The following is a 26,602-nucleotide window of genomic DNA, read 5'->3' as shown; positions in this document are numbered from 1 at the left end:
TGTACTCAAGCCTTTTTAAAGTAGACTTAAAGTCATAAAACAATTGGTTCCACCATCGCTTCAGGTGATGATAATGGAGAGCGTACTTTCTATGACGGACCTGGCCAATCCTCATATCACTTGGTATCTGTAGTTGGGGCTATTTTTTAATTACCTAGACCAGGCTGCCTGTGACCAGTCATGAAGAAAAATTATGGAGATGGTTTTCATCATTGTAAAATAATCTAATTCCTTAAAACAATCTGCATTTTAATGCTTTTGCCACAATCCCATTTTTTGCTTATAAGAACTTATTTTTGATGTTTCGCTTCAAAAGTGAATATATTACTTATAAAATCAGTATTACAGTTGATAAAAAACCATTATTGAAGTATTTCAATATGGCATAGGTTATAATTTCTTTCACAAATGTTCGCTTAGAGAGGTGTCTAAACTAAGCAGGTACTTTTTTCTAACATTATGAGCGTTTTTTTAAATTTTTTGAGCCTTTTTTAACGGATCACCATATATGTGTACACTCTAATATCCAATGAAAGGAAATATTGATAAATATGGTTTTAGCGGTTAATTAATTTTTACCTGGTATTTATTTAAATATTTTAATATTTATTTTTATTTAACTTTTACTTTGAATATGTAAATCATACATCAATAGCGCTAAAGTTATATTATGTATTTCGTTATATTTTTAAAGTCCTGAAAAAAGAAGATATCATCAGACGGAGAAATTGAAAACTTGCTTATGTAACTTAAAGTGACACAATGTCAACTAAAGACAATTTGTAAGTTATAATATTGAACTGAGTAAATAAGAATGCTGGTTATTAAGCTTTTTAGCGCTTGAGAAAGTTAAGGTGGCTACGGTGATCCAGCATTTAAATTTTGTCCTAAACCTTAGACAATTATAAAGTGAAGCAAATACAAACTGCCTTACTGTTTATTGTATGCATTTACCTTATCGGAGGATGTGTGCCCCGTGAGAAGCTGATCTATCTACAGCCCAGTCAGGTAGCCATGCCGGAGAAAACCTTCACCTATGAGGACAAGGAGTATGCACTAAAGCCTAAAGATGTCATCTCACTTAATATATTCAGCCTTACTCCCGGACAGTTTAACTTTTTCAGTGGACCTCCAGAAGGAGAAGGGGGAGAGGGGAAAAGCAACAATCAATTTGTCATAGACCGGGAAGGTATGGTAGAACTGCCGGCCATTGGAAAAGTAAAAGTAGCTGGATATACCATACAGGAAGCCCAGGATACAATCAGCGATTTACTGGAAGATTATCTTAAAAGTCCTTTAGTAAGAATTACGCTCCAGACACCTTTTATATTCTCAGTACTTGGCGAAGCTAATAACCCTGGAAGGTATGTGATCATAGGAAGGGAAATGAATATTATGGAAGCCATCGCCCATGCCGGGGACCTTTCCACTTATGCAGATCGCTCTAATGTCAGGTTGATGCGTAAAGATCAGGGAGTGCTTACGGTGCATCGGGTAGATCTGTTAGATGATGAGTTGATCAATACTGAGCTGTACCAGCTTCAGTCGGAGGACATTTTAGTCGTGGACCCTTTACCGGCCCGTTCCTTCAGAGAAAATCAGTTGTTTGTAATATCTTCTGTTCTGGGAGCAGTAGGAGGTATTGCTGTGCTTATTAGGTTATTAATGTAATGCTATAAGTTATGCAACAAGAAGATAATAAACTCATTCAGCAAAAGTTACTCAGACTCGTCAAAAACCGCTGGTATTTGATTTTGGGGTCCGTAATACTCACCTTGCTTACAGCTTATGCCATTAACAGATATAGCACACCTACTTATAGAGTAAAAGCAAGCTTAATGGTAAAAGATCCTCAAAAAAGTATGACCTATGCTGACTTGATTTTTGAGAATAGCTCAAACAATAATATCAATTTGACTAATGAAACGGTACTCCTTAAGTCATATCAGTATGTGGCAGCAACAATTGCTGATCTGGATTTTGAAGTAGCTTATTTTAGAGAAGGGGTAGTTAAAACAACTGAACTATATGGCAATAGCCCTATCCAATTAACGGTTGACCAGCTTAAATCTGAAAATATTCCGTATGGTAAAAGGATACGTGTAAACGTTATAGATCAAAAGAACTATGAATTGTATTTTGGTCAGGAAAATGTAAGTCAAGGTGTATTTGGACAGCAGCAAAATATTAATGGTTTCGTTTTTACAATTACTGCTAAACAGAGCCTGTCAACTCAGGATATTTTAGCATTTGAAGTAGCTACTGCTGATGCGCTGACCAGACAATACATGGCAAAGCTTCAGGTTCATCCATTGGTGTCTAACTCTTCTATTTTGGAAATCTCCCTGTTGGGTAGTAATCCTGAGAAAGAAATAGCTTTTTTAAATGCTTACATGAAGAATGTTAGTGATATCAATTTGCATGAAAAGAATCTTAACCACCAAAAAGCTATCAATTTTATTGACCAGCAGCTTAATTTCAATAAAGATACGCTGCAAGAGATAGAATCTCGTTTGGTTAATTTTAAAGATGAAAATAATAGTATAGACCTGGATGCTGAAACAGCCCAGATTTATAGTAAAGTGCAAACGTTGGAAGAGCGTAAAGCTGAAGTGCTAATGGTTAATCAGTATTATGATTACCTGATTAAAACGTTGAAAAATGAACAAGCTATAGATCAGGTAGTGATTCCTGCAACTATGGGTATTGACGACCCTATATTAAATGAGTTCGTATCTGAATTAGTAAGTACACAAATAGAAGTAAATACTATAGCTTCTGAAAAACGCTATAAAAACCCCATTTTGATTGAAAAAGAACAATCAATTGAGGAACTGAAAGTCAACATTATGGCCAATGTGGAAAATCTAAGAGGAGCGAATGATGTTACCATTCAGAATATTGATCAACGACTAAGTAAATTGTATGCTTCATTACAAAAAGTACCGGAAGCACAAAGAGAATTGATCAGTATCCAGCGCAACTATGGACTTAGTGAAAATCTTTACATGCTATTGATGGAGAAAAAGATGGAAGAGTCCATCAAACTGGCGGGTAATGCCTCAGATTATCGTATGGTGAATGGTGCCACAGTAGCAGGTCCCCAGGTATCTCCAAATAGTAGGAAAAATTACCTTTTAGCATTACTATTAGGAGCTATTGCTCCGCTAGGCTTGATGTATCTCTTTATAGTTTTAAACACTAAAGTGACCTCTAAGGAGGATATCCTGCTTAATTCATCCTTCCCCATCGTTAGTTCAATACCCAATTACAAAGAAAAATATAGAAGGCTTTCAGATATAAAGCCTGATACAGCTACGGCAGAGGCTTTTCGTACCTTGAGGTCGAATTTGAATTATTTGATAGGTAGTAATAAAGGCAAGGTGATTACAATTTCATCATGCGTGAGTGGGGAAGGTAAAACATATTGCTCACAGCATTTAGCATATATACTGGCACTGGCAAACCATAAAGTCATGCTTATCAATGCAGATTTGAGAAAACCAGATGCGCATCAGGAATATTATCAGAATCCTAAGGGCTTAAGTGAATACCTGGCAGGTTTTGCTACCTACAAAGAAGTAGTCAATACTTCAGACCTTGCCAATCTTAAGGTGATTAATTCAGGTGCGTTGCCGCCTAATCCTTCAGAATTACTAATCAATTACAGGATGGAATCATTGCTGTTAGACCTGAAAAATGAGGATTTTGATTATATTATTTTAGATACAGCACCCATGGGTATTTTCTCAGATGCCTTAGAAATTAGCCGTCAGGCAGATCTAACTTTATTTGTAGTAAAGCATGGCTATACCCCTAGAAGTTCAATGCAACTCTTCAACGAACTGATGGGAGAAAAGAATCTTAGCAATGCGGTGATACTGTATAATGGGGTTCCCGCCAAAGAATCTCGCTATGGGTATGATCAGTATTATTACAGCTATGGTAATAAGAAAAAGAAGTTTCTGGGAATAAATATATAACAATGATAAGTACGATGCATAAAGAAGAACAGTGGGATACTGTTATCAAACCTAAGGCTAGCTTATTGGATTTTCAATTGGGTGAAGTGTGGCGTTATCGTGATTTGCTAAGCATGTTTGTCAGGCGCGATGTAGTCACAGTGTATAAACAAACTGTATTGGGGCCGATATGGTATATTGTGCAACCCATCATGATGACGGCTATTTATGTTTTGGTATTTGGAAGAATCGCTAAGATATCTACTGACGGTCTTCCTCAGATACTGTTTTATCTGTCGGGTATTGTATTATGGAATTATTTCTCCGAAACTTTTACCTTGACTTCCAAGACCTTTAAAGAAAATGAATCCATATTCGGAAAGGTGTACTTTCCCCGTATTATCATGCCGATATCAAAAATTGTTTCCGGGCTAATTAAGTTCGGAATACAGTTTGGCTTCTTTTTGATAGTATATCTGTATTTCATTATCCAGGGATATGATATCATGCCTACAGCATATTTAGTTTATTTACCAGCACTTATTCTTCTGATGGCAGGGCTCAGTTTAGGATGTGGGATAATTTTCACCTCTTTAACTTCTAAATATAGGGACTTAAACTTTCTAATACAGTTTGGGGTACAGTTGTTAATGTATGCGACACCGGTTATCTATCCTGTATCTACTATTCCTGAAAAATATAAATTTCTTATTACTGCTAACCCTATGACTCCCATTATTGAAGGTTTTCGTTATGCTTTGCTAGGTGCTGGGAGTTTCAACTTGGCTCAGTTAGGTTATAGCCTAATCTTCACTTTAGTATTGCTTATTGCAGGGATTATCATTTTTAACAAGACTGAGAAGACCTTTATGGATACTGTTTAAAGTAGGTGTCATTCATGTATTTAGAGTTAAAAGCATAAACTTCAAGATGAAAAAAGCAGCTATAAAAGTAGAAAATCTCTCCAAACTATACCGACTAGGAGAAGTAGGTACAGGCACGATTTCTCATGACCTTAATCGTTGGTGGGCTAGAATGAGAGGTAAACATGATCCCTATGCTACTGTAGGACAGGTTAATGACCGTACACAAAAGGCCCAAAAAGGGGAGCAGGTATGGGCGTTGAAGGATATCAATTTTGAAGTACCACAAGGTGAAGTATTAGGTGTCATTGGAAAAAATGGAGCAGGTAAATCAACCCTGCTAAAGCTCCTTTCTAAAATTACTGCCCCTACTACTGGTTCTATTAAAGCCAGAGGGAGAATAGCATCTCTCTTGGAAGTAGGAACTGGTATGCATCCTGAAATGACTGGTAAAGAGAATGTTTATCTTAATGGTACCATATTAGGAATGACCAAGCGGGAGATAGATAAAAAATTTGATGATATTATGGACTTTGCCGGCTGTGCTAAATATGCGGATACACCGGTAAAACGCTATTCATCTGGAATGAAAGTACGCTTAGGATTTGCGGTAGCAGCTTTCCTCGAACCAGAAATATTAATCGTTGACGAAGTATTAGCCGTAGGGGATGCTGAGTTCCAAAAAAGAGCTATTGGTAAGATGCAGGAGGTTAGTCGGGAAGGAGGTAGAACAGTATTGTTTGTAAGTCATAATATGAGCTCGGTTAGAGATTTATGTTCAACAGCAATAGTAATGCAACATGGCAAAGTGATGTTTAATGGAGAAGTTAATGAGGCTGTTGAGGCATATATGCAAGAAACAGCCCAACTTAGCAATCAAATTAAGTTTTCCCCACAGCCAAATATCCCTTCAATTGTTTCAATTGAGTTAGATAAAGGAAGCCCAACAGTTGGAAAGAATTCTTTAAAAGTATGTGTAGAGTTCAACTCCCCATTTGATATTATTCCTAATGCAGGTATTATTGTGAAGAATAACTCTGGTGCTCCGGTTTTCGGGACAAATACCCGTACTCATCCTGAGGGATTTAATAAATCTCACTGGAAATCAGGTATTATATGTGTAACAATTGACGATCCTAATTTACTCCCGGGGGAATATATATTATCGGTATATTTTGGGGATACTAGCAAAGATTATGACAGTAAAGTAGATATAATTGGTTTTGAGTATTCTTCATCAGAATATTTTCATAGACAACAAATACTACCATCAAGTTTGGTAGGCTCAATGTATGTTGATGCTAAATGGCAAGTCGTAGAAAATAAAGTGCTTTTGATCAATGAATACTGATAGAGATGAAATTAAATAAATACAAGAATTATTTTTTTCTATTAAGAGCTTCTTTTTTTAATTTGAAAGGGATTCTAGTTGATCCAAGTGTGACTATTGGAAGAAATGTTCAACTTAAAACAGGAGCTAACAATAAAGATAAAGGTAAGCTAAAGATTGCAGAGAGGTGTATTTTGACTACTGGAGTAATTCTTGAATGTTGGGGAGGTTCAATTGAAATTGAGCGAAGTACTTTTATTGGTCCATATACTGTCATATATGGGCATGGAGGAGTAAAAATCGGGAATAATACATTGATCTCAATGCATACAAAAATAATATCAAGTAATCATACTATACCTGAGCGTAATATAAACATAAAATCCTGTCCTGATATTCAAATGCCTGTGAGTATTGGAAATGATGTATGGATTGGAGCTGGTGCAACAATTCTGGGAGGTGTAACAATTGGCAATGGATGTGTTGTTGCAGCTGGTGCAGTTGTTACTAAAAGTATTCCTTCTTATTCTATTGTTGCAGGTATACCAGCGAAAATAATTAGAAAAAGAAAGTAATCAAGATTTATGAAAATTTCTGTGATTATCCCAACGTTTAATCCTAGACTTGAAATAATAACGAAAGTCTTAAATAGTTTAAAGGCACAATCTCTTCCGTTAAGTTATTGGGAGCTGATAATTATCGATAATGCATCAACTAATAATACAATTTCATCTTTAAGCTTTGACTGGCATCCACACTGGAAAATAGTAAAAGAAGATGAGCCTGGTTTGACTTATGCTAGATTGAAAGGTTTTGAAAATGCTAAGGCTGATATTTTATTATTAGTAGACGATGATAATATTCTGGATAGAGGTTACTTAATTAATGCAATTGAGATAATGAATAAACATAAGAACGTGGGTATTGCAGGTGGAAAATCTTTACCTGTTTATGAAAAAGCTCCTCCGGATTGGTTTCATAATATCAATATTGCTTTAGGTTGTAGAAACTTAGGCGATAAGGTAATACTATCTAACTATCATAATAAAGTGAAAAATAATGAGTTTAATTCATATCCTACTTTTGCTCCTATTGGAACTGGAATGGTTTTAAGAAAAAAAGTTGCTAATTCTTATTCTACTTTTAGAAAAGAAAGTATATCAAAAATTACTGATCGCAAGGGTAAATCATTGAGTTCAGGTGGAGATAACGAACTTGTAATTATTGGAATAAAAGAAGGTTGGGAAGTGGGATATTTTCCTAGTTTAGTTGTAGATCATATTATTCCCAAAAAACGTATAGAATCTAGTTATTTAGCTAGAATGAATTATCACTCTTCTAGATCATGGGTTCAGCTTCTTATTGATCATAATATTTCACCATGGAAACCTATTCCAGCATGGAGTGTTTTGCCCCGCAAACTGAAAGCTTATTTTTCGCTTAAAGCATGGAAGAGTGAATGTAATTATATCAAATGGAAAGGGGCATGTGGAATGTATGAAGGTCTTACAACAACATAATATCATGGAAAGAAACTATTGGTTAGATTCGCTAAGAGGTTTTGCTGCGATATGGGTGGTGATTTTCCACTTAAATGAAATTATCCCTTTTGAAACAAACTTTTATACTTCCTTTGCAAAGTACGGCTGGTTAGGTGTGCCTATTTTCTTTATACTTAGTGGATATTGTATCAGTATGGTAACACAAAAATCTACTTCTCCTCATGAGTTTATGCTCCGGCGTATTTTTAGAATTTTCCCTCCCTACTATGCTAGTATTGGAGTAGTATTAATGGTAGTTCTTACAAGAGTTATTTGCTCAGGTTATAACGATGTAAGTCCAATCCCATCTACAATAACTGAGATCTTGGCTACCATTACGCTATTAACTGAGCCTGCTACAGAAGTGGGGACAATGAATTGGGTTTATTGGAGTTTGACTTATGAAATTGTATTTTATTTGATTGTTGCTCTAACTCTTTATAGGAGATCATTCAGTAATTATGTATTTCTGTTGATTTGTATACTTTGCTTTATTCCTGGAACATACGAAACAGTTGGTAAAACAAGAGGCCCAGCTGTAGTAGAAGGTCTTTTTTTTCTTAGAGAGTGGCTTTTGTTTGGAGCAGGCTTAGGCCTATATCAGTTTACTAATAAAAAGAAGAGTATTGGGACATTGATACTATTAATTAGTTTTTTTGGGATTGCGTTTACTAAAGATTTAGCAGTTGGCATAGTTAGCCTTTTCACTTTGATAAGTATTTATTTCAGCCATTCATCTCTTTTAAGTAAAAAGTATTGGCTTAGTAAAGTGGGAGAATATTCTTATAGCCTATATCTTATTCATGTTCCAATAGGAGTTTATCTTCTACTTCAGTTTAGAAAAGGAATCTTTCTAGATAATCTGATATTGCACATTCTGTATGATTTTATTGTGCTAGGAATATTGATACTTATATCATATTGGTTCTACAGACTGGTGGAAAAACCCTCTATTTTAATAGGAAAAGCAGTCATAAAAAGAAATATATCTATAATAAAAGGATACTATGCTCGGTAAAATATTGTATAAGACTTATTATCAACCTAAAGGAGTGGTTGAGAAAACCATTCAGCAGGGTATTTACAACACCTGGCAGATCAATCGTGGAAAAGATGAGATGAGAAAGGCATCTGAAACATTACAACAAGTTATTCATGAAGATCAACCTCTGGATAATTTGTCTGAAGTTAGTTTTCTTACTGGAGCAAAATTCTGGTTCATGACTGCATTTTGCGCATATTCATTGTCAAGAGTGTCTGAAAAGAATATTAAATTTATCTTTTACGATGACGGTACTCTAAATAAAGATATTCAACAAAAAATAAAATCACAGTTTCCACTATCAGAAGTGGTAGATCATCATCAAATTAATGAGCGTTTAGCTACCTCTTTGCCGGAAAGTAAGTATCCATTTTTACACTATAAGCGGCGAGTATATCCACATATCAAAAAACTAACCGATGTTCATGCTGGCACTAGTGGGTTTAAGCTGCTATTAGACTCTGATATGATATTCTTAAAAAAGCCAGTTACTATGATGGAATGGTTACTACAACCATCAGGACCATTTTATATAGTTGATCGCGTTCATTCCTATTATTATTCAGATCAAATAATGGAGCGACTTGCAGGTTTTAATATCCCTCCAAAAGTAAATGTCGGTGCTATTGGTTTGAAAAGTGATTTGATAAATTGGGATCAAATTGAATATTGGGCAAAGCATATGGAAGAACAAGAAGGTTCAAATTACTTACTCGAACAAGCTTTAACAGCTATGATTGTAGCTGATAAGCATTGTGTTGTTGGGGCTTTAAAAGATTATATTGTGATGCCTACGCTTGAAGAGGTAAACTGCAAGCAAGGAACCTTACAACATTATGTAGCGGACTCAAAAGAGTGGTATTTTAGACATGCATGGAGAAGCTTGATATGAAGAATCCCTTAGTTTCCGTTTGTATACCAGCTTATAATGTAGAGAACTACGTAGAGGAAGCATTAAAATCAGTGTTAGAGCAAACCTATTCTAATATTGAAGTACTCGTAGTTAATGATGGATCTATTGATAAAACTAAATCTATTTTAGATAGCTATAATGATAGCAGATTAAAGGTTTTTCATTGCCTAAATAGAGGAGCTGCAGCAAGTAGAAATTATGCGCTTAATCAATCTAAGGGAAAATTGATTAAGTTTTTTGATGCTGATGACATAATGTCTCAGAATATGATAGAAAAACAGGTTGAAGTTTTACAAGGCAAAAATAGATGTATTGCTTCAGCCGAGTGGGGAAGGTTTTATGATGATAAGCTTGAAACTTTTAAATTAAATCCGGAGAGAGTCTGGAAGAATATGCATTCTACTGATTGGGTAGTAAATTCTTTGAAAGAAGGGTTTAATATGATGCAACCAGGCATTTTTTTGATACCTAAAAGAATAATTGACCAAATGGGGGGGTGGAATGAGAAATTATCCCTTATCGATGACTTTGAGTATATGTTACGTATTTTATTAAATGCTGAAGAAATACATTTTACTTCTGGAGCACGTTTATTCTATCGTTCAGGTATTTCAGAAAGCTTGTCTAGGCAAAAATCACGAAAAGCTATGGAATCAGCTTATCTTTCAACAGAATTAGGATGTCAATATATTCTTGAAAAAGAAGATAGTCAACGAACGCGTAAAGTATGTGCAAATATATGGCAACAGCGTGTATTTGAATTTTATCCTGCATTTAAAGATTTGGTAATGAAAGCTGAGAAACATATAACAAATCTAGATAACCCAACTGTTTCTCTTCCTGCTGGCCCAGGACTTTCACTTTTATCTAAACTTATAGGTTGGAAGGCAGCTAAAACTATTCATCACTTTTATTATCAAAAAGGCTTTAGACCACTTTTTAAATGAAACTTCCTAACTTAATTATTGGCGGTGCTCAGAAAGCAGGAACAACATCTTTCTATGATCTTATAAAAGATCACCCTGATATTTTTGTCCCTCATCAAAAAGAGCTTCACTACTTTGATGTGCCTGATAATTATAGCAAGGGATTAGGTTGGTATTCTAATTTCTTTAATGAAGCTTCCGATCAAAAATATAGAGTGGACTGTACTCCAGATTATTTGCATTATAGCTATGTAGCACCAAATATAAAAGATTTACTTGGTTCAAATATTAAACTTATATTTTTCTTGCGGCAACCTGTGAAAAGGGCATATTCTCAATTCCAGTTTTATAGAAGCCATTTAGTTGAGACTGAAAACAATTTTGAAAAAGCTATTAGTAAAGAAATAATAAAATCTAAAATAGATCAGTATGATCTGTGGTACAATCCACCACATTATTTAAGTAGAAGTTTGTATTACGAACAGTTAAGAAAATACTATGAATTATTTCCTTTAAAGAATATTCTGATTATATGTTTTGAAGACCTAGTCAATCAAACCGATGATACCATAAGGTCTATTTGTTCCTTTTTACAAATTGATAATCAATTTGATAAATTAAAGCAGGCAAACAAGACCATGATACCTAAGAATAATCATTTGATGAGATTTTTTAATACCTGGTTTCCGAATGATATTATCAAAAGTTTAATTCCTACAAGCTACTATAATAAGATTCGCAATAAAACTTACGAGAGCTTTACTACCGCCCCATCTAAAATATCAGAAAATCTAGTCAATGAGCTTACAGAAAAATATTTTGCTAAGGATATAATTTTACTTGAAGAGCTTACTGGTAGAAGTTATGATAGGTGGTATATTTCTTCTAAGTAACTTAATGTATTCATTATAATGATTAAATAGAGAGAATAAAACTGTGAAATCAATTACCATTATAACACAGTCACATATATGCAGAAATCCTAGGGTTTGGAAAGAAGGACAGGCATTGGCCAAAAAAGGCTATAAAGTAGTTATCCTCACGACATTTTATGATGAAAAGCTGTATAAAGAAGATTTACGCTTATTAAATAAATTAAATATAGAGTACAAGTGTTATGCTGATCTCAGGAGAGGAAAGAGAAATACCCTTCAGCAATTTTATTTGAAAGTATTAAGAAGGTTAGGTGGATGGCTAACAAAATATAAGATTAAAAATAGTGCTTTGGCACTTGGTTATGGACCTAAACAACTATATAATATGGCATTAAAGCAAAATGCTGATTTGTACATTTGTCATCAGGAGATGGCCTCTTATATAGGAACCAAACTTTTACAAAATAATAAGAAGGTAGTTTTTGATATTGAAGACTGGTATTCTGAAGATTTACTTCCAATGGCAAGAAAAGCCCGACCTATTAAGCTGCTTAAGAAAATAGAACAAAACGCACTTGCAACTACATTAAGCTGGACTACATCTGAGATAATGGCACAGAAAATGGCTGCTGTATACAAAACTAATATGCCTGCAGTTGTTTATAACACTTTTCCAAAGCGTAAAAAAAAGGAAGCAATAGATTATAAAGATAGGGTAGACCATTCAAAAGCTTCATTATTTTGGTTTTCTCAAACGATTGGTCCAGGTAGAGGATTAGAAGTGCTGATTAGTGCTTTGCATCATATTGAACAACCTTTAGAATTACATTTAAGAGGAAATATTAGTGCTTCTTATCGCTCTCTTTTAGAAGAAAAGTTTCCTGATAAGGAATGTCAAACATTACACTTTCATTCATTAGTTTTAAATGAAGAGCTCCCAGCTAGAATAGCTGAGCATGATATTGGGTTTGCACTTGAAAGTAAAGAACCATTAAGTAGAAACTATACAATCACTAACAAAATTCTACAATATCTGGAAGCAGGAGTAGCGGTAATCGCTTCTAAAACTGAGGGTCAAATTGAGGTAGCTGTACTAGCACCTGAAGCAGTTTTTCTTTTTGAGCAAGAAAAGTCTTTAATTGATGCGATTAAGCTTTTGCTATCAAACCGAGATTTATTAGTTGAAGCAAAAAGTAAAGCAAGACAATCATACTTAAAAAGCTTTCTTTGGGAAAAGCAAGAGGAAAAACTTTGTCAACTAATAGAAGCAGCGTTATCAAATTAAATGAAGAAAGTACTCATCATATCTCCTTCCTTTCCACTCGTCAATGCTGCTGATATGCATCGGGTTAGACAAAACCTTCCTTACTTCAAAGAGTATGGTTGGGAACCAGTAGTGGTGGTTGTTGAACCAGATTATATAGAAGCAAGTAAGGATGAATTACTTCTAGAGACTGTACCCCAAGATGTAGAAATAATAAAGATTAAAGCTTTTTCCACAAAATATACTAGAAAGTTAGGCTTGGGAAGTTTGGCATTACGCTCTTTATGGTTCTATTATGCTAAAGTTAATCAGCTGCTAAAAAAAAGAAAGTTTGATCTTATCTACTTTTCTACAACTATGTTTCCTTTACCTATACTGGGGAGGGTTTAGAAAAACAAGTTATTATGAATTTTATCGCAAAATGAGTAAAAAATTTTCTGTATGATTAGATTAAATTAAATACTCTTTATAAAAATACTTTAAAAGAGTTAATATATTTGAAGAGTTTATCAAGAGAGTTACCTATAACCAAATATGTCATTTTTGGAAGATGAAGAAGCAGGTCAACTTTACTATCCTCTCTTGTTAGCCAGAGTGATCAGGTCGCATGCGATAACGAAATATTATACCATTATTTTAGGTATCCTTTTTGGCTGTGGTAAAGAATGTATGATAGAGAATAAGAAGTAATGAAGCATTTATTAGATAGTTATGTGTGTAATAACAATCAAGCTCAAATGCGTCCTTTACTCAAGTGAAAATGTATCAAAAATCGGATCGTTGAGCGATGGGAAGTAAAACGAATGATAAGCAAAATTTTTTGTGCAGAAGCTGCGGTAAGCAGTTTCAAAACAGCTACCAATACGCAGGTGCTGATCCTGCCAACAAGAAGCTTATATACATCATGTTATTAAGGAACTGTGGCGTACGTGATATTGAAACTATTTTAGGCGTGAACTGCTATAACGTACTACGAAGTTTGAAAAACAGTGCTCAGAGATTAAATAATATTGCGCATAGTAACCACTATCTAAGCATACAAATAAATGAACTTTGGACGTATGTTGGTAGACAGAAAGATGGCAAAGTCTGGCTTTTGTATGCGTATAGCCCTAAATATAATGAAATTGTGGTCTATGTTAAAGGAGATCGTTCAGCTAAAACAGTAGACAAGCTTTACCAAAAGCTAAAGCAAATAGAAGTAGAGGAGTTGTGCACTAATGAAAGGCCAGCCTTTCAAAAAATGCTACCTATTGCAAAACATAAAGAGGGGAAGGAATATACTAAGCATATTGAAGGAGTGAATACTTGTTAAAGAGCTAAAAATAGGCAGTTGGTGAGAAAAACTAGCTGTTTTTCTAAGAAGAAAGACATTCACCTCTCAGCAATTAAATTAATGTTCAACTACTGAAATCAAACTCATTATACATTTTAAACCACCCCCCCTTTTTTTATAACCATTATATCAACCCTTCTTGCTTATGTTTCATGGAAGTTTGTTGAGTTATCTATTAATAAGCTCAAAAGTTATTTCCCTTATAAACAGATGTTGATTTCATATCAGAAAAAAGCATGAAAATTGCCATAACCGCAGACCCAGTGATACCGGTACCCCCTAAATTATATGGAGGTATTGAAAGAATTATTGATATGCTTATCAGAGGCTTATTGGATAAAGGGCATGAAGTTACTCTTTTTGCTCACCCTGAGTCTAGCGTATCTTGTAATCTTATAAAATACAAAGGTGAAAATCCCAGTAAAATAAGCGATACCTTAAACAATATGAAACAAGTGGCTTCGCTTAAACGACTAAATTATGATATAATCCATAGTTTTGGCAGGTTAGCCTATTTGACTATGCTTATGCCCACCTCATTACCAAAAGTGATGAGTTATCAACGTGAGCCATCCATAAAGATGATCCGTAGAGCGATGAGATTGTCAAAGAAAGGTTCAATGCACTTTACTGGTTGCAGTGGGTATATTGCAGATCAGATTAAACCTTACGCACCTGCATATGCTATCCCAAATGGTGTCCCGATAAAGCAATATACTTTTCAGGAAAGTATTACTGAGGATGCGCCTCTCGTATTCTTAGGAAGAATAGAGCATATAAAAGGTACGCATTTAGCCATAGAGGTAGCACAGAAAAGTGGACGAAAGCTAATAATTGCAGGAAATATACCTGATGATAAAAAATCAAAACAGTATTTTGACCATCAGATTAAACCCCACTTGAATGAAAATATTGAATATGTTGGGCCTGTAAATGATGAACAGAAAAACAATTTGCTTGGAGGAGCTTACGCGTTCTTAATGCCTATCTTATGGAATGAGCCTTTTGGTATTGTGATGGCTGAAGCATTAGCTTGTGGCACACCAATTATTGGCATGGACAGAGGCTCTGTGCCGGAAGTCGTTAGACAGGGTATAAATGGTTTTAGATGTAATACAGTGGAAGAGATGGTTAATGCTGTGCTTCAAATACAGGGGCTTAAACGGAAAGAAGCAAGGCTAATTGCAGAAAACAAATTTAGTGATAAATGTATCGTTGATGCTTACGAAAGTCTTTATTTTCATCTAAAAAACCTTAAACATTGAAGAAAATAGTTCTCATTACCACTGGACAGCCTTCTACAAATCCAAGGTTAGTTAAGGAAGCGGATGCTTTATATGATGCAGGCTATGATGTGACTGTACTTTATAGTTTTTGGGATGATTGGGCATTGAAGAGTGATGAGGTATTACTTAGAGATAAGAAGTGGAAATATCAACTAATTGGAGGAACTCCTTACAGTTCTAAATGGCTTTATAGATTCACAAAAATCAGAAATAAACTAGCGAAGCAATTTTATAATATTTACGCTCTTCCGAAAGTATTACCCTACATATATTGTAGAAGTTATGTAGAACTTTTGCAAGTTGCAAAGCAGCTTCATGCAGATTTGTACATTGCACATAACCTTGGAGCTTTACCTATAGCTGCAAAAGTAGCCTCTATTCATAATACGAAATATGCTTTTGATGCAGAAGATTATCATAGGGGAGAACAGGCCAAGGACACTAAAGAATATAGGGCTAAAACAATTCTTGAAGACAGTTTCATACCAGGAAATGTATATTTATCCACCGCTAGTCCATTGATGGGAAGCTTATATTGTAAGCATTACCCTAATAATAATGTGATCGTTATTAATAATGTATTTCCTAGTAGGAATAAATATAATAAAGAACAAGATGATCAAAAGATGAAATTATTTTGGTTCTCTCAAACTATAGGTAAAAATCGGGGGATCGAGGATGTAATTCATGCAATGGGCAATATAGGCAAGCAGAATATAATACTGACACTTCTTGGAAAATCTTCCGAACAAAATAGGCGATATTTCAAAAAAATAGCGAGTGATATAGGCTTAAGAGCTAATCAGTTGGTATTTTTGGATGCTATTCCTCCCGAAGAAATTTTTCTTATAGGTGATAAGCAGGATATTGGTTTGGCACTTGAAGTGCCCCATTGTGAGAATAGAGACATCTGTCTTACTAATAAAATTTTCACCTATCTTTTATCAGGTTTGGCAATTATAGCATCAGAGACATCGGCACAAAAACAGTTTATGGAAGTATATCCTAAAATTGGCCAAACATTTCCAGTGGGTAATATAACTGCATTGGAGGGAATATTGATTTTTCTTAGTGAAAATATAGATGTGTTAAAAACTTACAAAAAGAATGCCTTAGAATTAGGAAAAAATGAGTTAAACTGGGAACAAGAAAGTGAAAAACTATTGTCAGCTGTAAATAATGTTTTTGCTCAAGAATGAAAAAAGTACTCATCATATCTCCTTCCTTTCCACCCGTCAATGCTGCTGATATGCATCGGGTTAGACAAAGCCTTCCTTACTTCAAAGAGTATGGTTGGGAACCAGTAGTGGTGGTTGTTGAACCAGATTATATAGAAGCAAGTAAGGATGAATTGCTTCTGCAGACTGTGCCCCAAGATATTGAGATTATTAAGATAAAAGCATTATCTACTAAATATACCAAGAAGTTGGGCTTAGGAAGCCTTGCTTTACGCTCTTTATGGTTCTATTATGCTAAAGTTAATCAGCTGCTAAAAAAAAGAAAGTTTGATCTTATCTACTTTTCTACAACTATGTTTCCTTTACCTATACTGGGGAGGGTTTGGAAGAAAAAGTTTGAAGTTCCATATGTAATTGACATGCAGGATCCCTGGCTTACTGATTATTATTTGCAAAAGCCTAAACATGAAAGACCACCAAAATTCTGGTTTTCTTACAGACTCAATCAATTAACTGAACCATTTGCGATGAAAAAAGCCGATGGGATCATAGCGGTTTCAGAAGCTTATAATCTAATTCTCCAAGACCGTTATAAAAATATCAAACCAGATAATTGTACTACGCTTACCTTTGGTGCATTTGAAAAAGACTTTGATGTATTGAATAAAATTAAGATCCCTAATTTGTTTTTTGATCCGGAAGATGGCCTAATTCATATTCCATATATAGGAAGAGCAGGGCATGATATGCAGTTTTCAATAACATGCATTTTCCAGGCTTTACAAAAAGGCTTAAATGAAAACCCAGGTTTATTTCAAAAAATCAGGATGTATTTTATTGGTACCAGTTATGCTGCGTCTGGAAAGGGAAAAAAAACCGTAGAACCAATTGCCGAGGCATTTGCAGTTTCAAAATATGTTAATGAATCAACAGATCGAATTCCTTATTTTCAGGCATTGCGTTTGCTAAAGGATGCCAGCATGTTGTTGGTGCCCGGTTCGGATGACCCCAAATATACGGCTTCCAAGCTGTATAACTATATACTGGCCAGAAAGCCTATGCTAGCGGTCTTTCATGAAGCTAGCAGTGTGAATGCCATACTGCAAGTTACAGGAGCTGGTATCCCTCTGGCTTTTAGTGAGGTAAACGCAGTGAACGTGGCTTGCACTGCCGAAAAAATTTATCAGGGCTGGTATAATATGCTGTTGAAGCTGCCCTTTAGCCCGGATACCGATTGGCAGGCTTTTCAGCCTTATACCGCCCGGGAAATGACAAAAAAACAGACCATGCACTTTGAAAAAAAATTGAAATTATGAGAAGTATTTGGAGAACGTTTAGCTTTTTAGGCACTCACCCGCTCGCAAAAAAACATAAAACAAAAACTTTCTTACGGTTTCTTAAGTGGCAAATAGGAAGTTGGCTTAATCCTTATCCGCTCGTGTTTCCCTTTGTTGAAAATAGTAGGCTTTTAGTTTCCAAAGGGATGACGGGAGCTACAGGAAATGTGTATACGGGACTTCATGAATTTAATGATATGGGATTCCTGTTGCATTTTTTAAGAGAAAGTGATGTGTTTGTTGACATAGGGGCTAATGTTGGCTCTTATACAGTCCTGGCTTCTTCTGTTGTGGGCGCTCACACAATTGCCATAGAACCAGTACCTTCTACTTTTATTCATCTTAAAAATAATGCATGTGTTAATCAGATTGAAGAGTTAGTATCACTAAATAACATAGGTCTAGGGTCAACCTCTGATACTATCTTCTTTACCAGCGGGCTTGATACGGTAAACCATGTGGTCACAAAAGGCGAAGCTGTGAAAGATGCTATTAAGGTGAACGTTAAAACTCTTGATAATACCCTCAAGGGAAAAGCACCTTCTTTGATAAAAATTGATGTAGAGGGCTATGAAAAATTTGTCTTGGAAGGCGCCATTCATACTTTGAATAACCCTGCGCTTAATGCAATCATTATCGAGTTGAATGGAAGTGGCGATAGATATGGAATTGATGAGCACGAGATACACCAGCAATTGTTAAGTTTAGGCTTTCAGCCTTATGATTATGATCCTTTTTCACGGGTTCTTACAAAGCTTGGATGTTTCGGTTCGTATAATACTATTTATATTAGAGAAGAAGAATATGTACTGGAGAGAGTGCAAGCAGCCAGAAAGTTTAACATCTTAGGTTCTAAAATCTAATATTAGATATCTGTCCTTGGAAACAAAACTCGCCATACTCACCACCCACCCCATACAGTATTACGCACCGGTTTTTCGTATGCTGGCGGCTTCTCCTGCCGTGAATATTAAAATTTTTTACACCCGGGGGGCGCAGGAAGAAAGCTTTGATAAGGGTTTTGGCAGACAGGTCAAGTGGGATATTCCCTTGCTGGAAGGTTATGACTATCTTTTCCTGAAAAATTCCTCCAAAGATCCGGGTACGCATCATTTCAGAGGTATTGTCAACCCTTACTTGATTAATGAAGTCACTGCCTGGGGAGCCAATGCCTTGCTGGTATTTGGCTGGAGCAATCGTAGCCATTTGAAAGCCTTACGTTACTTCAAGGGAAAAATACCGGTGTATTTCCGAGGAGATTCTCATCTGCTTGACGAACATAGAGGCATAAAACAAAGCCTGAGACGAGCTTTGCTGAAGTGGGTGTATCGCCATATTGACTATGCTTTTTATGTGGGTACGGAAAGTAAAAAGTACTTTCTTAAACATGGACTGAATGAGGAACAAATGATCTTTGCCCCCCATGCCATTGATAATAGTCGTTTCGCTGACCTGGAAAATAAGTATGAAAAAGAAGCCCGGCAGTGGAGACAAAAGTTAGAGATTAAAGCTGATCAAAAGGTAATTTTGTTTTGCGGAAAATTTGAAAATAAGAAAAACCCTCTGCTGCTTTTGCAGGTGGCAAAACAAATGCAGCACAGGGCTGATCTTATTTTTTTATTTGTGGGTAATGGACATCTGGAAGAACAAATGAAAGCAGCAGCCCAGGATATGAAAAATATTCGTTTCCTGGACTTTCAGAACCAGTCATGTATGCCAGTGGTGTACCGCTTAGGCGATGTATTTGCGCTGCCCTCACAGGGACCGGGAGAAACCTGGGGGCTGGCAGTCAATGAAGCTATGGCATGTAGCAGACCTGTTTTAGTAAGCAACAAGGTAGGATGTGCATCTGATCTGGTAAAACCAGGTAAGAATGGCTACATTTTTGAGAGCAATTCATTAACCGATATTACTAACAAACTTAAGCTTATAATTGAAAATAAAGATAGTATGTCTGAAATGGGAGGGAAGTCGTTGCTACTTATTCAAGATTGGAGTTTTAAAAGAATAGTAGAAGCAATCAATAAACAATTATCAAATTTGTAAAATATAAGTAATGGCATACTTGTTACTTTATATTCCATTTTTGGTTGCTTTTACATTAAGTGGTAGTCCAATCCTATCTTACTTTACTGCCTGGTTAGGATCATTGTGGATAATTTATATCACCCTTAGCGGAAAAGTAAGACCTTTACCCGATGATCTAAGTTTCACTGAGCAATTTTTTCGCCCAATTATTCTAACTCAAATCATTTTTGCGGGATATATGGCAGTGTCATCCATTTTTTATTTTTTACAAAGTATTGGCTATTACTATTTTGAATATAATGTTTGGACTAAAGCAAGTTGGGAACATATTTCACTGATTGCAAAAGGTCAGAGTTATTATGTTTTAGCCCATGCTGCCTTAGCGCATGGCATACTTATGTTTATGAAATACAATCAGAAAAGTACTTTCAATATTAAAACAGTCTCATTATCTGCTTTAATGCTGAAGTTTACTGTAGTATTTACAGTGATGACTTTTGTGCTGCAGTATATTCCTGGTATGGCACAAGTACAGATTAAGTTTGCCAATTTGAGCTTTGTTGCTTCTGTGATCGCACTTGCTTATGCACTACCTGAAAAAAACAACAAATCCATGCTATTCGCTTTAGTACTCTTTTTATTAAATATGTACAAAGCTTTCATTTCAGGCTGGAAAGAAGAAATCTTGGTTCCTTTAATTATTCTAGGCGCTTTAGTTTTTCCAATTTACAGGAAAACTGCCTTGATTCTATTTCCTACTGTAATCTTATTGTTTTTCATATATATCCCTTCTTATAATAGTATTGTAAGAAAAAACACCTGGTTTGGGGATACATCAGCAGACGCAGCAGCAGAGATAGCCATAGCACAAATCCAAAGAGGAGAAGTAGACTTGATGACCAACAACTGGGCTTTTCTTACCGGCCGTATCTCAGAGCTGAGCATGTTTATCAAATATATCAAACATACGCCGGAAGTACAGGGTTTTTATGGCTTTCAAATTATTGATCAGGCGGTTATGAGCCTGATACCGCGGGTATTTTATCCTGAAAAACCTATTACCGAAAAACTGATCATGGAAAGGGTCTACCGGGCTGGCGTTGCTGATCGTGCTTCTATCGTATCGGCTAAACCCCCTCCGGTGGTAGATGCTTATTTGTCGGGAGGTGCACTTGCAATATTTATCATTTTTTTGCTATTGGGTAGTTTTGCTTCCTGGATATCAGTACAGGCAGAAAATCTGTTTGGAGGCTATCTCATGGGTTCCGGCCTGGTATATACTGGCCTTTTTCAGATCCTATGGCGGGGAAATAGCTTTGAATTTATGCTCAATGCGGTCTTCTGGAGTGTAATACTCATGTATGTTCTTTTTTGGGCAGGCAGGCAGCTGGGGATCATTCAGTTAAGCAATAAAATATAAATAGCTTAGTAAAATGAACGAGACAACATTAAAAGTAGCAACCAAACAGAATAAGCATAAAGGTTGGATACAGGGAATGGATTCATTACGCTTTATTCTTGCTCTTTGGGTAGTCCTTGGTCACCATGATGGTATAAGAGAAAGTTTGACATTATGGTTGGATAAAGATCAGTTACTAGAAAGATATTTGATAGGTTTATCAGGCAATCTATTTGTAGGGGTAGCAGCAGTGATTATCTTTTTTATCATTTCAGGAATAGTGATTCATTTTCCGTACAGAGATGGCAAAGATCTACATTTATTTGATTTTCTCGTAAAAAGATATATCCGGATCAGTCTTCCCATGTTAGTAATTGTTGCAATTGCCACTCCTTTAGACTTTGTTAACCCGGTACTTTGGAGTTTGTATTGTGAGCTTATTTACTACACTATTTATCCTATATTATTGATCCAAATAAGAAAGAATGGAATCAATCCATTAATTATCATCTCATACATACTAGTTGCTGTCTTCATTTTTTTGGATGGGTATACGGTTGATAGTTTCATACATCAAATTCCCACAGATCAGGGATATGATGGAAACTTTATGTATCATGGTGTATTATATACCTGGCTCATTGGCTTACCAAGCTGGTTACTGGGCGTGAAAATAGCCGAGAACTTTGATTTGATTACGGGTACTAAAGTAAGTAAGTCTAAAATTCTTATGTTGAGGGCGTCTATCCTATTGATATCCATAATTTGTTCTATTGCTCGATTTCACTTTTCTCTGAGTTACACTATCTCATTAAATTTATTTGCGATTCTGGCATTCTTTTGGATATCAGCAGAAGTTTCTTATTTACAAAAGAAAAAGTCTTTACCCTGGCTTGAGTCAGCAGGTAAATGGAGTTATTCTATCTACCTATGTCATATGCCGGTGTTCTTTATTATAGCTCATTATATGCAAGGCCTGACTCAGTACATACAGTGGATGATTAGTGTACCTGCCGTATTGGTATTTTCATATGTATTTTATCTGCTTTTGGAAAGGCCTTCCCATAAACTGGCCAAAGGATTTAATAAAAAGGCTTTTTTCGCATTAAAGAAAGCAAGTTGATTATCTATTCTCAAAAAACGCATGAAGCTAAAGCTGCTGTTATTTGTATGTTTACTAGGGATATCTATAACCGCTAATGGAGTGCTTATGTATTATTTCATATCAAGAGAAAGAGGGATCTTCAGTAAGCGGCACCGTCGGGAAATAGTATTGGATATAAAAAAAAAAAGAAGTAATAATAATTGGATCGTTTTTCTGGGAAACAGTATAACAGAACGGAATGACTGGGTTAACAAATACCATGATAAAGATGTGATAAATCTTGGAAAAGGGGGAGATACCGTGGAAGGAGTGTTATTTAGACTGGATGAAGCGATTCAACTAGAACCTGCAAAAATTTTTTTGCTGATAGGAATTAACGACATACGATATGGATTGAAAAAGAGTGTAATAATAGATAACTATGATTTACTCATAAGAATAATCAAAGAAAAATCTCCTTATACTGAACTGTATGTACAAAGTGTATTCCCCCTCATAGAAAAATCAGAACATAGTCAGCAGGCAACTAATGAGAAAATAGTTGACATAAATCAATCCATTAAGCGGTTAACTGATATTTACGGAATCCAGTATGTGGATTTATATGGTTTTTTTACCTTCCACAGTCAGTTAAAACCTGAGTATACAGATGATGGCTTACATTTAAATGAAAAGGGCTACAAGCTTTGGGAAAGAGTTATTCATGGTTTTGTCTATTCAAATGATACAGGACTCAATATGTATAAACCTAAGAATTAAACTAGTTACTTTATCTATCCAATGAGAATTCTTCACATCACCCCTTCTTATAAGCCTGCTTTTGTCTATGGAGGCCCTACACTATCCGTAAGTCAGCTCTGTGAGCATCAAGCTGCCATAGGAGAAAATGTAACTGTAGCAACTACAACAGCTAATGGTACCAAAGAATTGCCAGAAGGGAAGTCATATATAGAGGGGGTTAAGGTGTATTATTTTAAAAGACTTACCGGAGATCATACCCATTTTTCTCCGGCACTCCTAAAATTTTTATGGAAAAATTGCAGCCATTACGATATTATACATATTCATTCCTGGTGGAATTTGGTTTCTGTTTTGGCAACCTTAGTATGCTGGTTAAAAGGGGTGCAGCCAGTTTTATCTCCCAGGGGGATGCTTAGTCAATTTAGTTTCACTGAAGATAATTCAATTAAGAAAAAAATTATTCACTTGTTATTGGGAAGTTGGCTGTTGAAAATAACTAAACTGCATGCAACTTCTCAGTTGGAATGGCAGGATGCCCATAGGGTTAATCCTAAGTGGAAGGGTTTTATTTTACCCAATATCATTGATTTACCTAAAGGTAAATTTGAGCGGAACGGCGCTCATTCTATATTGAAAATAATATTTCTTTCTCGTATTCACCCAAAAAAAGGATTAGAACTGACTTTTGAAGCATTAGCACGTTGTGATTTTCCATATCAATTAGAAGTCTATGGTGAAGGAGAGACTGAATATGTAACAAGCCTCAAGTTTTTAGCTGAAAAATTAGACATTAGCTCAAGTGTTTTGTGGAAAGGTTGGGTGCAGGGTGAAGAAAAATATAAAGCATTAGCAAAGTCCGATCTGTTTATCCTTACCTCCTATAATGAAAATTTTGCCAATGTAGTACTTGAATCTTTAGCAGTAGGAACACCTGCTTTGCTCTCAAATCAAGTAGGAATGAGTGAATATGTTGTGCAAAAGAATGTGGGGTGGGTTTGTAAAGAGCTTACAGTTGAGTGTATTGTTGAAAACCTAACAAAAGCTTATAATAATACTAATAATACGATTGTAAATACTCAGCAAATTTATCATGATTTCTCGGGAACTAATGTATCAAAATCATATATCAAAGAATACCAGCAAAGAGGATATTCTAGACAATTTAACTTTCATTATTCTAACGTTTAATGAAGAGAAAAATTTACCTGCTTGTCTAGAAAGTATTCAAAATTTAAATGCTAAGGTTTTTGCGGTTGACTCATTTTCAACTGATTCAACTATCGATATTTTAGAAAAGTATGGAGTTTCATATATCCAACATCCATTTGAGAATTATGCAAAGCAGAGAAATTGGGCACAGGAAAATAATCCATATAATACAGATTGGGTTTTTCACTTGGATGCTGGAGAACGACTTACTCCTGCTTTAAATAAATGGTTCAAATACCAATTTGACTCTGACCAAAGAGAGTATCAGGGATATATGTTTTCAAGAAAAACTATCTTCTTTAATCAGTGGATAAAACATGGGGGGCATTATCCTAACTTTCATTTGAGATTGTATCGTACTTCACTCGGTAACTGCGAAGAAAAGGTATATGATCAACATTTTGTAGTTAATGGCAATGTGAAGACTGTAGAAAAGGGTGTTGATATCATAGACACAGTAGCCGATAATTTAAAAGATTTTACGTCTAGCCATGCGCGTTGGGCTATGTTTGAGGCGGTAGAATTGCTGTCAGCAAATAAGCAGAAAGGAGAAGTGAAAGTTGATTTTTGGGGTACGCCCATTGAGAGACGTCGTTGGTTAAAGAATAACATCTTTCAAAAATCTCCAATTTTTAGCAGAAGTTTGGCTTATTTTTTTTATAGATATTTTATTAAAAGAGGTTTTCTAGATGGTACAGTGGGTTTAATATTTCATTTTCTTCAAGGGTTTTGGTTTCGTTTTTTAGTAGATGCTATGGTATTTGAAATGAAAAAAAAGATGAAATGCCAACAGCTTTCTTTACGCCAACTTATTGAAAAAGAATATGACCCCAAATTGTTGCAGATTTTAGAATGAAAGTAACCTTTTACCAGCGTAAACCTCATCCCAATCATTTTAGCATAGAGAAAGTTTTTCAGGGAGTTAGAGAACATTTGCCTAATGACATTGATGCGAATGTTGCTATATCTAGATTTTCAAGCCTTGGATTATTAAAGCGTATTTATAATATATTTGAAGCCACTACCAAGCAAGGGGATATTAACCATATAACGGGAGATGTCCATTTTTTAACTATTCTGCTTAAGAAAAAAAAGACAATTCTTACGATTCATGATTGTGGTTTTATGGATCACCCTTCATTCGTTGCCAAACAAATTTTATTATGGTTTTGGTTGAAGTTGCCAGTGTGGCACTCTCAAGTTGTTACGGTTATTTCTGAAGCTACCAAATGTGAAGTATTAAAACACACAAATTGTGCCTCAGAAAAAGTTAAAGTGATTCCCGATTTTGTGTCTCCTGCATTTCAGCCTGCGCCTTACCCAAAAAACAACAAACCTATACTTTTACAGATTGGTACCAAAACCAATAAAAATATATCACGATTAGCTGAAGCTATCAAAGGTCTAGAAATTCATCTTAGGATAGTAGGCAAACCTTCTGTAGAAGATGAAGAAATATTTAATAGTTATAAAATTGATTTCAGCTGGGATTCGCACTTATCAGAAGAAAGACTTATTCATGAATACGTAAAAAGTGATGTTTTAGTATTTGTTTCCACATTAGAGGGATTTGGCATGCCCATAGTTGAAGCTCAGGCGGTAGGCCGTCCTGTAATCACAAGTAATATCTCCTCTATGCCGGAAGTGGCTGGCGAGGGAGCTTTTCTGGCGGATCCATTTGACATTGCATCTATCCGGGAAGGAGTATGTAAGGTTATCGCTGATCAGTCATATCGTGAAAACCTCATCCAAAAAGGGTTTGAGAACGTAAAAAAATACCAGGTAAAAGCCATCGCACAGCGATACGCAGATTTATATCAGGAAATCTATCAGGGATATGCAAAGTAATAAAGCGCTAGTTTCTTTCTTGCTGATTATCTACCTGCTGTTTCTGTTATGGGTATTGTTTTTGTATCAGTGAGAGAATTATTCCAGATTATCAGGCTTAAACTTAGGGCCACCAAACCTTGAACCCTTCATGAATATCAGTCACTACCTCTTTGTAATTTTCAAACTCAGCTCGGGTTTCCGGTTAAATGGGGATCAGCTGTAAACCTGTTTGGGAATATTTTGATATTTGTATTCCTGGGTCTTTTGATAGCTTCTCTATATATACATAACAACCTCAGGTTTGCATTTGTATGATAGAATTCTTACTGTGGATAAGCAAGTAGGAGTATTTGATTTTGATGATATTATTTTGAATACAATGGGAGTAACCCTGGGATATTTATTACTTAGCAAAACACATCACTAATATCAATTAT

24 protein-coding genes and 1 pseudogene are annotated in these 26,602 nt (G+C 35.5%); all 25 read left to right on the top strand.

Annotation, left to right across the window (positions count from 1 at the left end; genetic code table 11):
• The first annotated feature begins 909 nt into the window (after positions 1–909).
• Positions 910–1,671, top strand: coding sequence for a polysaccharide biosynthesis/export family protein (locus OKW21_RS17535; protein ID WP_277481526.1), 762 nt, complete (start codon positions 910–912; stop codon positions 1,669–1,671).
• Positions 1,672–1,682: 11 nt separating this feature from the next.
• The gene (locus tag OKW21_RS17530; protein WP_277481525.1) at positions 1,683–3,983 is read left to right on the top strand and encodes a tyrosine-protein kinase family protein; all 2,301 of its coding nucleotides are present in this window, start codon (positions 1,683–1,685) and stop codon (positions 3,981–3,983) included.
• Between the two features lie 14 nt (positions 3,984–3,997).
• On the top strand, positions 3,998–4,846 hold the full coding sequence (locus tag OKW21_RS17525; RefSeq protein WP_277481523.1) for an ABC transporter permease: 849 nt from the start codon (positions 3,998–4,000) through the stop codon (positions 4,844–4,846).
• A 46-nt stretch (positions 4,847–4,892) separates the two neighbouring features.
• On the top strand, positions 4,893–6,176 hold the full coding sequence (locus OKW21_RS17520; protein ID WP_277481521.1) for an ABC transporter ATP-binding protein: 1,284 nt from the start codon (positions 4,893–4,895) through the stop codon (positions 6,174–6,176).
• A 389-nt stretch (positions 6,177–6,565) separates the two neighbouring features.
• Positions 6,566–6,724: pseudogene (locus tag OKW21_RS32755) on the top strand (DapH/DapD/GlmU-related protein); the annotation flags it as partial.
• A 15-nt stretch (positions 6,725–6,739) separates the two neighbouring features.
• Positions 6,740–7,675: a glycosyltransferase gene (locus tag OKW21_RS17510; protein WP_277481517.1), complete on the top strand. Its 936-nt coding sequence runs from the start codon at positions 6,740–6,742 to the stop codon at positions 7,673–7,675.
• A 4-nt stretch (positions 7,676–7,679) separates the two neighbouring features.
• Positions 7,680–8,714, top strand: a complete 1,035-nt coding sequence (locus OKW21_RS17505; protein ID WP_277481515.1) for an acyltransferase family protein — start codon at positions 7,680–7,682, stop codon at positions 8,712–8,714.
• Positions 8,704–9,630 (top strand): hypothetical protein, encoded by a 927-nt coding sequence (locus tag OKW21_RS17500; protein ID WP_277481512.1) that lies wholly within the window; start codon positions 8,704–8,706, stop codon positions 9,628–9,630. Before OKW21_RS17505 ends, OKW21_RS17500 begins: the two co-directional genes overlap by 11 nt.
• Positions 9,612–10,598 (top strand): glycosyltransferase family 2 protein, encoded by a 987-nt coding sequence (locus OKW21_RS17495; protein WP_277481511.1) that lies wholly within the window; start codon positions 9,612–9,614, stop codon positions 10,596–10,598. The genes OKW21_RS17500 and OKW21_RS17495 overlap by 19 nt, the downstream gene beginning before the upstream one ends.
• Positions 10,595–11,470 (top strand): sulfotransferase domain-containing protein, encoded by an 876-nt coding sequence (locus tag OKW21_RS17490; RefSeq protein ID WP_277481508.1) that lies wholly within the window; start codon positions 10,595–10,597, stop codon positions 11,468–11,470. The genes OKW21_RS17495 and OKW21_RS17490 overlap by 4 nt, the downstream gene beginning before the upstream one ends.
• 43 nt (positions 11,471–11,513) lie before the next feature.
• The gene (locus OKW21_RS17485; RefSeq protein ID WP_277481505.1) at positions 11,514–12,737 is read left to right on the top strand and encodes a glycosyltransferase; all 1,224 of its coding nucleotides are present in this window, start codon (positions 11,514–11,516) and stop codon (positions 12,735–12,737) included.
• On the top strand, positions 12,738–13,106 hold the full coding sequence (locus OKW21_RS17480) for a glycosyltransferase family protein (protein WP_277481503.1): 369 nt from the start codon (positions 12,738–12,740) through the stop codon (positions 13,104–13,106).
• Between the two features lie 144 nt (positions 13,107–13,250).
• The gene (locus tag OKW21_RS17475) at positions 13,251–13,406 is read left to right on the top strand and encodes a hypothetical protein (protein WP_277481501.1); all 156 of its coding nucleotides are present in this window, start codon (positions 13,251–13,253) and stop codon (positions 13,404–13,406) included.
• A 130-nt stretch (positions 13,407–13,536) separates the two neighbouring features.
• Positions 13,537–14,031: an IS1 family transposase gene (locus tag OKW21_RS17470; RefSeq protein ID WP_477099975.1), complete on the top strand. Its 495-nt coding sequence runs from the start codon at positions 13,537–13,539 to the stop codon at positions 14,029–14,031.
• Between the two features lie 257 nt (positions 14,032–14,288).
• Positions 14,289–15,317 carry a glycosyltransferase family 4 protein gene (locus OKW21_RS17465; protein ID WP_277481496.1) on the top strand — a complete coding sequence of 343 codons (1,029 nt, stop codon included), beginning with the start codon at positions 14,289–14,291 and terminating at the stop codon, positions 15,315–15,317.
• Positions 15,314–16,537, top strand: a complete 1,224-nt coding sequence (locus tag OKW21_RS17460; protein ID WP_277481493.1) for a glycosyltransferase family protein — start codon at positions 15,314–15,316, stop codon at positions 16,535–16,537. Before OKW21_RS17465 ends, OKW21_RS17460 begins: the two co-directional genes overlap by 4 nt.
• Positions 16,534–17,832, top strand: a complete 1,299-nt coding sequence (locus OKW21_RS17455) for a glycosyltransferase (RefSeq protein WP_277481491.1) — start codon at positions 16,534–16,536, stop codon at positions 17,830–17,832. The genes OKW21_RS17460 and OKW21_RS17455 overlap by 4 nt, the downstream gene beginning before the upstream one ends.
• Positions 17,829–18,716 carry an FkbM family methyltransferase gene (locus tag OKW21_RS17450; protein ID WP_277481488.1) on the top strand — a complete coding sequence of 296 codons (888 nt, stop codon included), beginning with the start codon at positions 17,829–17,831 and terminating at the stop codon, positions 18,714–18,716. The genes OKW21_RS17455 and OKW21_RS17450 overlap by 4 nt, the downstream gene beginning before the upstream one ends.
• Positions 18,717–18,732: 16 nt before the next feature.
• Positions 18,733–19,899: a glycosyltransferase family 4 protein gene (locus OKW21_RS17445; protein WP_277481485.1), complete on the top strand. Its 1,167-nt coding sequence runs from the start codon at positions 18,733–18,735 to the stop codon at positions 19,897–19,899.
• Positions 19,900–19,909: 10 nt separating this feature from the next.
• On the top strand, positions 19,910–21,301 hold the full coding sequence (locus OKW21_RS17440; RefSeq protein WP_277481482.1) for an exosortase Y-associated Wzy-like protein: 1,392 nt from the start codon (positions 19,910–19,912) through the stop codon (positions 21,299–21,301).
• 13 nt (positions 21,302–21,314) lie between these two features.
• Complete coding sequence (locus tag OKW21_RS17435) at positions 21,315–22,403, top strand: acyltransferase family protein (protein ID WP_277481479.1); 1,089 nt, start codon at positions 21,315–21,317, stop codon at positions 22,401–22,403.
• A 21-nt stretch (positions 22,404–22,424) separates the two neighbouring features.
• Entirely contained in the window at positions 22,425–23,144 is a 720-nt protein-coding gene (locus tag OKW21_RS17430) for a GDSL-type esterase/lipase family protein (protein ID WP_277481477.1), read from the top strand.
• A gap of 21 nt (positions 23,145–23,165) precedes the next feature.
• Positions 23,166–24,314 (top strand): XrtY-associated glycosyltransferase XYAG1, encoded by a 1,149-nt coding sequence (locus OKW21_RS17425; RefSeq protein ID WP_277481475.1) that lies wholly within the window; start codon positions 23,166–23,168, stop codon positions 24,312–24,314.
• Positions 24,217–25,191 carry a glycosyltransferase family 2 protein gene (locus tag OKW21_RS17420; RefSeq protein WP_277481473.1) on the top strand — a complete coding sequence of 325 codons (975 nt, stop codon included), beginning with the start codon at positions 24,217–24,219 and terminating at the stop codon, positions 25,189–25,191. Before OKW21_RS17425 ends, OKW21_RS17420 begins: the two co-directional genes overlap by 98 nt.
• Positions 25,188–26,183, top strand: coding sequence for a glycosyltransferase family 4 protein (locus OKW21_RS17415; RefSeq protein ID WP_277481471.1), 996 nt, complete (start codon positions 25,188–25,190; stop codon positions 26,181–26,183). Before OKW21_RS17420 ends, OKW21_RS17415 begins: the two co-directional genes overlap by 4 nt.
• Positions 26,184–26,602 lie beyond the last annotated feature (419 nt).

Origin of the sequence: Catalinimonas alkaloidigena, assembly GCF_029504655.1 — a bacterium.
GTDB classification, from domain to species: Bacteria; Bacteroidota; Bacteroidia; order Cytophagales; family Cyclobacteriaceae; genus Catalinimonas; species Catalinimonas alkaloidigena.
The sequence above is the reverse complement of the archived record's forward strand: the minus strand, read 5'-3'. Positions and strand labels throughout refer to the sequence as shown.